This is a genomic window from Pseudomonas sp. PA-4-8C (genome assembly GCF_021606625.1).
Lineage (GTDB): Bacteria > Pseudomonadota > Gammaproteobacteria > Pseudomonadales > Pseudomonadaceae > Aquipseudomonas > Aquipseudomonas lactis.
Window position 1 is genome coordinate 1 of the sequence record NZ_WKCD01000239.1, and the last position, 8,725, is coordinate 8,725.

The 8,725-nt window shown below is 60.1% G+C and carries 14 protein-coding genes and 1 tRNA gene; 5 read left to right on the forward strand and 10 right to left on the reverse strand.

Features of this window, described 5'->3' with window-relative positions; translation table 11 throughout:
- Window positions 1–645 (forward strand): DNA-methyltransferase (locus tag GIW04_RS24140; protein WP_236479262.1); only part of this gene is annotated, 645 nt, incomplete at its 5' end.
- Window positions 646–680: 35 nt separating this feature from the next.
- On the opposite strand, the gene GIW04_RS24145 is transcribed toward GIW04_RS24140, so the two are convergent.
- Window positions 681–872: a hypothetical protein gene (locus GIW04_RS24145; protein WP_231125715.1), complete on the reverse strand. Its 192-nt coding sequence runs from the start codon at window positions 870–872 to the stop codon at window positions 681–683.
- A gap of 176 nt (window positions 873–1,048) precedes the next feature.
- Here GIW04_RS24145 and GIW04_RS24150 point away from each other — a divergent pair, with 176 nt between their 5' ends.
- Genes GIW04_RS24150 through GIW04_RS24160 form a run of 3 tightly spaced genes read left to right on the forward strand, consistent with a single transcriptional unit; the run spans window position 1,049 to window position 2,596 of the window.
- Window positions 1,049–1,279 carry a hypothetical protein gene (locus tag GIW04_RS24150; protein ID WP_120249008.1) on the forward strand — a complete coding sequence of 77 codons (231 nt, stop codon included), beginning with the start codon at window positions 1,049–1,051 and terminating at the stop codon, window positions 1,277–1,279.
- An 11-nt stretch (window positions 1,280–1,290) separates the two neighbouring features.
- The gene (locus tag GIW04_RS24155) at window positions 1,291–1,527 is read left to right on the forward strand and encodes a DUF4224 domain-containing protein (protein ID WP_032872120.1); all 237 of its coding nucleotides are present in this window, start codon (window positions 1,291–1,293) and stop codon (window positions 1,525–1,527) included.
- Window positions 1,528–1,531: 4 nt separating this feature from the next.
- Window positions 1,532–2,596 carry a tyrosine-type recombinase/integrase gene (locus GIW04_RS24160; protein ID WP_120249007.1) on the forward strand — a complete coding sequence of 355 codons (1,065 nt, stop codon included), beginning with the start codon at window positions 1,532–1,534 and terminating at the stop codon, window positions 2,594–2,596.
- A 127-nt stretch (window positions 2,597–2,723) separates the two neighbouring features.
- Here the strand turns inward: GIW04_RS24160 and GIW04_RS24165 are convergent.
- Window positions 2,724–2,814 (reverse strand) — tRNA-Ser (locus tag GIW04_RS24165).
- A 152-nt stretch (window positions 2,815–2,966) separates the two neighbouring features.
- Here GIW04_RS24165 and GIW04_RS24170 point away from each other — a divergent pair.
- On the forward strand, window positions 2,967–3,638 hold the full coding sequence (locus GIW04_RS24170; protein ID WP_003192030.1) for a Bax inhibitor-1/YccA family protein: 672 nt from the start codon (window positions 2,967–2,969) through the stop codon (window positions 3,636–3,638).
- A gap of 71 nt (window positions 3,639–3,709) precedes the next feature.
- Here GIW04_RS24170 and murB read toward each other — a convergent pair whose 3' ends face one another.
- The 8 genes from murB to GIW04_RS24210 form a co-directional block, all read right to left on the reverse strand.
- Entirely contained in the window at window positions 3,710–4,729 is a 1,020-nt protein-coding gene (murB, locus tag GIW04_RS24175) for a UDP-N-acetylmuramate dehydrogenase (RefSeq protein ID WP_236479263.1), read from the reverse strand.
- Window positions 4,726–5,190 carry a low molecular weight protein-tyrosine-phosphatase gene (locus GIW04_RS24180; RefSeq protein WP_120249006.1) on the reverse strand — a complete coding sequence of 155 codons (465 nt, stop codon included), beginning with the start codon at window positions 5,188–5,190 and terminating at the stop codon, window positions 4,726–4,728. The genes murB and GIW04_RS24180 overlap by 4 nt, the downstream gene beginning before the upstream one ends.
- Window positions 5,190–5,954 (reverse strand): 3-deoxy-manno-octulosonate cytidylyltransferase, encoded by a 765-nt coding sequence (kdsB, locus tag GIW04_RS24185; protein WP_003192037.1) that lies wholly within the window; start codon window positions 5,952–5,954, stop codon window positions 5,190–5,192. The genes GIW04_RS24180 and kdsB overlap by 1 nt, the downstream gene beginning before the upstream one ends.
- Window positions 5,951–6,136 (reverse strand): Trm112 family protein, encoded by a 186-nt coding sequence (locus GIW04_RS24190; RefSeq protein ID WP_003174668.1) that lies wholly within the window; start codon window positions 6,134–6,136, stop codon window positions 5,951–5,953. The genes kdsB and GIW04_RS24190 overlap by 4 nt, the downstream gene beginning before the upstream one ends.
- 24 nt (window positions 6,137–6,160) lie before the next feature.
- Window positions 6,161–7,171, reverse strand: coding sequence for a tetraacyldisaccharide 4'-kinase (lpxK, locus tag GIW04_RS24195; protein ID WP_120249005.1), 1,011 nt, complete (start codon window positions 7,169–7,171; stop codon window positions 6,161–6,163).
- The gene (locus tag GIW04_RS24200) at window positions 7,171–7,599 is read right to left on the reverse strand and encodes an ExbD/TolR family protein (protein WP_003192041.1); all 429 of its coding nucleotides are present in this window, start codon (window positions 7,597–7,599) and stop codon (window positions 7,171–7,173) included. Before GIW04_RS24200 ends, lpxK begins: the two co-directional genes overlap by 1 nt.
- A complete protein-coding gene (locus tag GIW04_RS24205; protein ID WP_003192043.1) occupies window positions 7,596–8,231 on the reverse strand; it encodes a MotA/TolQ/ExbB proton channel family protein in 636 nt (211 codons plus the stop codon). Before GIW04_RS24205 ends, GIW04_RS24200 begins: the two co-directional genes overlap by 4 nt.
- A 108-nt stretch (window positions 8,232–8,339) precedes the next feature.
- A partial coding sequence (locus tag GIW04_RS24210) for a ComEC/Rec2 family competence protein (protein WP_413469371.1) occupies window positions 8,340–8,725 on the reverse strand: 386 nt, incomplete at its 5' end.

Here is an 8,725-nt window from a genome sequence, read left to right on the forward strand (position 1 = left end):
CCGAACCCGATGCCTGAGAGCGTCCGCGACCGATGCACTAAGGCCCACGAATACATTTTTCTGCTGAGCAAGTCGCCGAAGTACTTCTACGACCAATCGGCAATCCTTGAGCCGTGCTCTCCGAACACCCATAACCGACTCTCCCAAGACGTACTTGCGCAGATCGGGAGCGACCGGGCCAACGGCGGAGCTAAGACCAACGGCAACATGAAGGCGGTCGCCAGAAAGCCGAATGGAGTTGGCTGGGGGCATGGCACGGATAACAAGGAGCGATGCCGGGGCAGGATCAAAGACAACGAGTCGATGGACTCAGCCCTTGCGGTAATGCCAAGCGAGCGAAACAAGCGGACCGTTTGGACAGTGCCAACCCACAGTTTCAAGGGCGCCCACTTCGCCACCTTCCCGCCGGACCTGATCCGCCCCTGCATTCTGGCAGGATCCCCGCGCGGCGGCGTAGTACTCGACCCGTTCGGCGGCGCCGGCACTACGGCGGTGGTCGCAATGCAGGAAGGTCGCAAATCGATCCTGTGCGAATTGAACCCGGAATATGCCGCAATGGCTGAACGCCGGATCGCAGCAGCCTGGCTCGACGGCGCTGCGCAGATGGATGTTTTCCGCGACACCGCGCAACACCCAGCAGCCTAACCCCAATCCCCCTACATGCCTGCCGGTGGGCGGATTCACGGCAACTGGCTATCGATCCATCGTTCAGCTGCCGCCATCGCGTCATCAAGCGCTGCCGGATAGTCAGGCCAGGGGCCTTCCAACTCTGCTGCAACCTCACCCAAGCCATTGATGGGTGCTGGCTCAATGATCTTTGCAGCAACAGGGCTCTGGTCGTTCGGGCGACGCCAGTCGAACTTGAGAAACATAACGTGACCCCGGTAAGCGTGCGCTATCGGAGCATCGAAGTTGTGTGACACGTCCATGCCTCATCACGAACCAAGTTGAACCCTTTTGTACACCGCTTCGGTCCTGTTTGAAAGATAGGCAGAAAGCTATCACTCCAATCCCCTATGTGCCGCCCCGCGCGGCTAGGACACACCCCTTGTTCGCTATGAAACTCACCCTGACTGTACTGGGCGTCCTGTTGTACCTGGTAGGAGCCCTCGGCTGGTCCTTCTGGGCCGGGCCCGGCCTTGTCGGCATAGGCACCACCGAGGCACTGCTCTACGCCTTCGCCGGCACCTGCGCCTGGCTGTTGATCAGCTTCGGCCTGGCAATCCACATCATCAAGACAGCGCGGCCTGCGGGCTCACTCGACAAACCAGAGGCATAGAGGTGCACACCATGGAAATGCAAAGCGAAACCCTTGCCGAGGAAGAAATCGCGGCAATTACTGGCTATATGATCCCCTCGCGCCAGATCGCGTGGCTCAACCTGAATGGATGGAAGTACGTGCTGACCCGGGCGCGCCGGCCAGTTGTGGGCCGGGTATACGCTCGGATGAAGCTGGCAGGCGTAAAACCCTCAGCAGAAAACGTTGCGGCCGAAGCCTGGTCGTTGGACTTGTCCAGAGTAGGATAAAAAGATGCGAGCGAAAAAGGCGGCAAACAGGGACCTGCCGCCGCGAATGATTCGGCGCGTACGCACGCTGAAGGGTGGCAAAGAGTGGGTTGGCTATTACTACGACGGGAGGAATGAAGACGGGAAGCGGGTGGAAATCCCGCTCGGGGGTGATTTGGATATCGCCAAGGCTGAATGGGCAAAGCTTGATTGCAAGCCCGTGCCGAAGAAGAACGCCCTCCTGGCCCAGGTGTTTGACCGGTATGAACGAGAGATCATCCCAGGCAAGAAGCCCAAGACCCAGAGCGACAACTTGCTGAGCCTCAAACAGCTGCGCAAGGCTTTCAATGATGCCCCCATTGATGCAGTTTCGCCGCAGATCATCGCGCAGTACCGGGACAGCCGAACCGCCAAGGTCCGGGCCAATAGGGAGATATCCCTACTGTCCCACATCTACAACATTGCGCGGGAGTGGGGGCTGACCGAAAACAACCCCGCTGCCGGCGTGCGCAAGAACAAAGAGGTGCCGCGTGACTTCTATGCCACCGAGGAAATTTGGGGCGCAGTGTATGCGGTAGCAGCCTCGGAACTGCGTGACGCGATGGACCTGGCCTACCTGACTGCCCAGCGCCCGGCGGATACGCTGTCCATGCGTGAGGCGGACGCCGTAAACGAATTTCTGCAGGTATCCCAGGGCAAGACATCGAAGAAGCTACGCATTCGCCTGACCGCTGCCGGCGCACTGAATGACCTAGGCGCCTTGGTTGCAAGGCTGATAGAGCAAAGACGCTTACGGGGAGTGCGAAACCCTTACCTGATAATCACCGAAGACGGCAGGCAGGTGACTAAGCACATGCTCCGGCTACGCTTTGACGATGCTCGCGACAAAGCAATCTCCATCGCCAGAGAGGTAGGCGACGGTGTTCTTGCATCCAGTATTCGACAGTTTCAGTTCCGCGACATCCGCCCGAAAGCTGCCAGTGAGATTCTGGACCTGGGCGATGCCAGTCGCCTGTTGGGGCATACGGACAAGCGGATAACCGAGACGGTTTACCGTCGTGTTGGGGAGATTGTGAAGCCGACACGCTGACCGCGATCAGCGCTAGGTTGCGGAAACTGCCGGAAATGATGCGGAAACGATCAGTCTGTAGAGATTTTTCTAAGACAAACCCCAGAAACGCAAAAGCCCCGCAATCGCGAGGCTTTCGTGTAAATCTTGGCGGGAAACCAGGGATTCGAACCCTGGAGACGCTATTAACGTCCGCCGGTTTTCAAGACCGGTGCATTCAACCACTCTGCCAATTTCCCTTGTCCATCACAGGATTATAGTAGCCCATCCCGTGTCAGCGGGCGCCATAATACCCGAATGAAACACACTGTCAAACTCTCTGCATCGCTTGTTACAAGGCGTCTGTTATGATCTTTGCGACTGAACGTTTCAAAACTGAAGGAGTGTCGCCATGCGCGAACAGAATTACGCAGTGAATGGCAACGCGCAGGCTGAGCAGCTTGAAGTCAGCCGCGTGTTGCGCAACACCTACGGCTTGCTCGCCCTTACCCTCGCATTCAGCGGCGTGATGGCTTACGTGGCCCAGCAGATGCGCGTCGGTTACCCGAATATCTTTGTCGTGTTGATCGGCTTCTACGGTCTGTTCTTCCTGACCAACAAGCTGCGTGACTCGGCCTGGGGCCTGGTGTCGGCGTTTGCCTTGACCGGTTTCATGGGCTTTATCCTCGGCCCGATCCTCAACCGCTACCTGGGCATGGCCGGCGGTGCTGAAGTGGTCAGCTCGGCATTTGCCATGACGGCCCTGGTGTTTGGTGGTCTGTCGGCCTACGTGCTGATCAGCCGTAAGGACATGAGCTTCCTGGGTGGCTTCATCACCGCAGGTTTCTTCGTGTTGCTGGCGGCCGTGGTGGCCAGCATGTTCTTCCAGATCAGCGGCCTGCAACTGGCGATCAGCGCGGGTTTTGTGCTGTTTTCCTCGGTGTGCATCCTGTTCCAGACCAGCGCCATCATCCACGGCGGTGAGCGTAACTACATCATGGCGACCATCAGCCTGTATGTGTCGATCTACAACCTGTTCATCAGCCTGTTGCAGATCTTCGGCATCATGAGCCGCGATGACTGATCAGCAAGCGCTATAAAAAATGCCCCGTATCGCAAGATACGGGGCATTTTCATTTTCAGGCCCGATAAAGCTCAGTACTGATTAGGTTCCATCTCCAACTCGACCTTGAAGCGCTTGAAGATATCTTGCTGGATGCGTAGCGCCAGTTGGGCAATCTCCTGCCCGGTGGCAGTGCCGTAATTGACCAGCACCAGCGCTTGCAGCTTGTGCACGCCCACATCGCCCTCCCGGAAGCCCTTCCAACCGGCCTTGTCGATCAGCCAACCGGCGGCGAGTTTCATTTGGCCGTCGGCCTGAGGGTAGGCCACCAGGTCCGGATACTGGCTTTGCAGTTCAGCCGCCAGGGCCTGGGACACCAGTGGGTTCTTGAAGAAGCTGCCCGCATTGCCCAGCTCCGCCGGGTCTGGCAGTTTCTCGCGGCGAATGCTGCAGATCGCGCGGCTCACATCGCTTGGCGTGGCGTGGGTGATGCCCTGCGCGACCAGGCGCTGTTGCACCGGGCCGTAGTCGAGTTTCAGGTGAGTGGCGCGGCTGAGGGCAAAGCGTACCCGCACGATCAGCCAACGCCCGACTTCGTGCTTGAACAGGCTGTCACGGTAAGCAAAGTTGCATTCGTCGAGGCTGAAGTCCCGCAGTTCGCCCGTCTGGCGATCCAGGGCGGTGAGACCGGCAAACACATCCTTGATCTCTACGCCATAGGCACCGATATTCTGCATCGGCGCCGCACCGACAGTGCCGGGGATCAGACTGAGGTTTTCCAGGCCGCAGAAGCCGTGTTCAAGGGTCCACAGCACAAACGGATGCCAGGCATCGCCCGCTTCGGCTTCGACCACCACGTGCGTGCCATCGTCGCTCAGCACACGAATGCCTTGGGTCGCCATACGCAACACCAGCGCCGGAATATCCTGGGTCAACAGTAAATTGCTGCCGCCACCGATCACCAGCAACGGCACCGCGTTTGCCGAGGCATAGGCGATGGCCTCGCGCACGTCAGCATCACTGTGGGCCTCGGCGAACAATTGCGCGTTCACATCGATGCCAAAGCTGTTGAATGGCTTGAGCGATACCTGCGCAAGCACTTGCAAGGTCATAACCGCCCCTTCAATTCGATCACCAATAAATCACAGGCGCGTTCGATCAGGTCCAGGACCCGTTCGAAACCTTGCTCACCTTCATAGTAAGGGTCTGGCACCTCGTCCACTTCGCCATCAAAGCGACGCAGGAACAAATCCAGCTCGGCCTTGCCCTGCACTGGCTGCATGGCTTTGAGGTTGCGCAGGTTACTGTGGTCCATGGCCAGGATCAGGTCGTAGCGGGCAAAGTCAGCGCGGGAAACTTGCTGGGCACGCTGGCTCGACAAATCATAACCTCGCGCCAGCGCCGCACGTTGGCTGCGCTGGTCCGGCGGGTTACCGACATGCCATTCGCCGGTACCAGCAGACGCCACCTCAACCTGCCCCGCCAAGCCGGCCTCGCGCAATTTATGGCGCAAGATGCCTTCAGCGGTTGGCGAGCGGCAGATATTGCCCAGACATACAAACAGAACTTCCATCAGGCGCCCAGCAGGCGACGGACGCGCTCGAGGTCTTCTTGAGTGTCGACACCGGCTGGCGGTGCTTCCAAGGCATCGCCCACGTGGATACGCACGCCGTGCCAGAGGGCACGCAGTTGTTCCAGGGACTCGGTATTCTCGAGCCAGCAAGGGCCCCAACTGACGAAGTCGTGCAGGAAACCGGCGCGGTAAGCATAGATGCCGATATGGCGGCGATATGGCACGCCCTCCGGCAACACGTCGCGATTCTTGGCAAAGGCATCCCGCGCCCACGGCAAGGTGGAGCGACTGAACGTCAGTGCCAGGCCGTTGATGTCGCTGACCACTTTCACCACGTTCGGGTTGAACAGCGTCTCGATGTCTTCGATCGGTTCGGCCAGGGTCGCCATACGCGCCTCGCCATGGGCCGCGAGGTTGGCAGCGACCTGATCGATGACACCCGGCGGTATCAATGGCTCGTCACCCTGCACGTTCACTACGATCGCGTCGGGTGCCAGACCCAGCTGAGTGGCGACTTCGGCCAGGCGATCAGTGCCGGAGTTATGGTCTTCGCGGGTCAGTACCGCTTCGGCACCAAAGCCTTTGCACGCCTCGATAATACGCGGGTCATCGGTGGCCACTACCACGCGCTCGGCGCTGCTTTTGCAGGCTTGCTCCCACACCAGCTGAACCATCGGCTTATCGCCGATCATTTGCAGCGGTTTGCCCGGCAGGCGCGTCGAGGCATAGCGCGAGGGGATGACAACGGTAAAGGCGGTGGTCATTTATCCAGGCGCTCATCGGTGGTCAGGGTACGGGCTTCGCTTTCGAGCATGACCGGGATGCCATCACGGATAGGGTAAGCCAGGCCGGCACCTTTGCTGATCAGCTCGGTTTTGTCGGCGCTGAGCTTGAGCGGGCCTTTGCAGATCGGGCAAGCGAGGATATCGAGCAGTTTGGTGTCCATGAGTGTTTCCTGGAAAGAAGCGTTTTAAGGCAAGAGACGGTTGGGCAGCAGACGCATCAGCTGCGTGTCGAACCAGGCGACGAACGCCGGCGACGGTACCGCATCCACCGCAAGGTACCACCAGTCGGGCTGGGCAAAGGCGCGGCACTTCACCGCGTCCTTTTCGGTCATGACCAGCGGCAATGACGGGGTAAAACTCAAGACCTCGGCGCTGTAGGGCGCGTGGTCGGCAAAAGCATGGGGCAGCGGCTGCCAGTGTAGCGTTTCAAGGGTATTGAAGAAACGTTGCGGGTTACCGATACCGGCCACCGCATGCACCTGCTGGCCCTGCGGGAAATAGGTGACCGGCTGGCGCTCGCCGCTGTGCAGGTTGACCAGCGCTGTGGGCTGCAGGCGAAAGGCAAAACCTTCTTCACGGTCCGAGACGGCACCGTTATAGAGCACCGCATCCACACTGTGCAGGCGCTCCACCGGCTCGCGCAACGGCCCGGCCGGCAGGCAGCGGCGGTTGCCGAGGCCGCGGGCGGCATCGATCAGCACCAGTTCAAGATCGCGGGCCAGGCGGTAATGCTGCAGGCCGTCATCGGAGAGGATCAGGTCCAGGGGCTCACTGGACAGCAGGGCCTTTACCGCGCGACTGCGATCGGGGTCGATCATCAAAGGGACGCCACTGCGCTGCACGATCAGCAAGGGTTCATCACCGGCCACCTCGGCACTGTGGCCGGCCTCGACCCGCCACGGCAACTGCGGCGGCTTGGCACCGTAGCCTCGACTGACCACGCCCACGCGCAAACCGCTGCGACGGCAGTGCTCGATCAACCACAGGATCAACGGCGTCTTGCCGGTACCTCCTACCGTGATATTACCCACCACGACCACTGGCACCGGCGCTTGATAAATCTCGCCCTCGCCTGCCACAAAGCGCGCACGCTTACGTTGCACCACGCGGCGATACAGCGATTCCAGCGGCCGCAACAATACCAGTGCCGGGTGGCCCTCGTACCAGGCCTTGAGTAAGCGCTCGGACATGGCCATCAGGGCGGGCTCGCCGCCTCGACGGTGGTCATGCGCAAATGGCTGAAACCGAGCTTGCCGGCAGCGTCCATGGCGGTGATCACGGATTGATGCGGAGTCTTGCCATCGGCGCTGATGGACAGCGGCAATTGGGTGTCGCCGCCGGACTCCTTTTGCAAGGCCTCCATCAGGCTGGCTAGGTCGTTTTTCTCCAGCAACTGGTTATTCACCGAAAACACCCCTTCGGCGCTGATGGCGATGTCCAGTTGCTTGACCTGCTGGTCTTCGGCAGGCGAGCCGCTTACCGCTTCAGGCAAGTCGACACGCAGCTGGGTTTCGCGGGTGAAGGTGGTGGTCACGACAAAAAACAGCAGCAGGATAAACACCACGTCGATCAACGACGCGAGGTTGATATCGACATTTTCCCGTTGCTTGCGGCGAAATTTCACGCTTTGCCCTCGACCAGGTCTACATCACGGTCGCCCTGCACCACCTCTACCAGCTTGATGGCTTCCTGTTCCATGCCGACCACCAGCTCATCAATGCGCCGCTGCAGGAAACGGTGGAAGAACACCGAAGGGATACCCACCATCAAACCCGCGGCGGTGGTGATCAAGGCCTTGGAAATGCCCCCGGCCAGCACCGACGCGTTGGTGGTCATACCCGAGCCCGTGAACGCACTGAAGATATCGATCATGCCCAGGACCGTGCCGAGCAAACCCAGCAACGGCGCCATGGCGGCGATAGTGCCAAGGGCGTTGATATAGCGCTCCAGCTCATGGATGACCCGGGCGGCCGCTTCTTCAATGCACTCTTTCATGATCTCGCGACCATGCTTGGAATTGGCCAGGCCGGCGGCGAGGATTTCACCCAGTGGCGAATTGGCACGCAGCTCCTTGAGCTTTTGCTTGTCGAGCTGCTTGTTCTTGATCCAGCCCCAGACCTGCCCCAGCAAGTGCTCGGGGGTGACGCGACTGGCGCGCAGGGTCCACAGGCGTTCGGCGACGATGCCGAGTGCGACGATGGAGCTCAGAATGATCGGCAACATCATCCAGCCGCCGGATTTGACCAATTCCCACACAGTGAATGTCCCCTCGAAAAAGTGCGCCACTTTACCATATAGGGTCAACAGAGGGGTTCACCGGCTACAGGTCCGTCTGTCGCGGTTCGAGACGTTGGTAACGCCTGATTACGGTAACGGTTCGCGCCAGAAACGACGTTGGCTGCGCGCAACCGTCGCAGGCACAAACGCCCCCAGGCGCAGGCGCACGGCGCCCTGTTCGGCGCTGTCATACACCCGGCTGCCCAGCGCTTGGTAGCGTTCCAGGACCTGCGGATGAGGATGGCCGAACGTATTGCTGCGCCCGCGGGAAATCAACACCGAGGTGGGCGCCAACCGTTGTACGAAAGGCCAGGACGAAGAACTGCGGCTGCCGTGGTGCGGAGCTTGTAGCCAGTCGGTCGGAACCGCCAGCGGGGATGCCAGAAACGCCTGTTCGGCGGCGCGATCAATGTCGCCGGTGAGCAGCAGGCGTTCGCCATTGGCCTCGACTTGCAGCACGCACGACCTCGGAT

What these genes read in the sequence shown, in the direction of transcription:
- GIW04_RS24145 (WP_231125715.1), bottom strand. Translation starts at nt 872, where the DNA reads ATGTTTCTCAAGTTCGACTGGCGTCGCCCGAACGACCAGAGCCCTGTT.
- GIW04_RS24190 (WP_003174668.1), bottom strand. Translation starts at nt 6,136, where the DNA reads ATGGACACCAAACTGCTCGATATCCTCGCTTGCCCGATCTGCAAAGGC.
- GIW04_RS24170 (WP_003192030.1), top strand. Translation starts at nt 2,967, where the DNA reads ATGCGCGAACAGAATTACGCAGTGAATGGCAACGCGCAGGCTGAGCAG.
- kdsB (WP_003192037.1), bottom strand. Translation starts at nt 5,954, where the DNA reads ATGACCACCGCCTTTACCGTTGTCATCCCCTCGCGCTATGCCTCGACG.
- GIW04_RS24180 (WP_120249006.1), bottom strand. Translation starts at nt 5,190, where the DNA reads ATGGAAGTTCTGTTTGTATGTCTGGGCAATATCTGCCGCTCGCCAACC.
- murB (WP_236479263.1), bottom strand. Translation starts at nt 4,729, where the DNA reads ATGACCTTGCAAGTGCTTGCGCAGGTATCGCTCAAGCCATTCAACAGC.
- GIW04_RS24155 (WP_032872120.1), top strand. Translation starts at nt 1,291, where the DNA reads ATGGAAATGCAAAGCGAAACCCTTGCCGAGGAAGAAATCGCGGCAATT.
- lpxK (WP_120249005.1), bottom strand. Translation starts at nt 7,171, where the DNA reads ATGGCCATGTCCGAGCGCTTACTCAAGGCCTGGTACGAGGGCCACCCG.
- GIW04_RS24160 (WP_120249007.1), top strand. Translation starts at nt 1,532, where the DNA reads ATGCGAGCGAAAAAGGCGGCAAACAGGGACCTGCCGCCGCGAATGATT.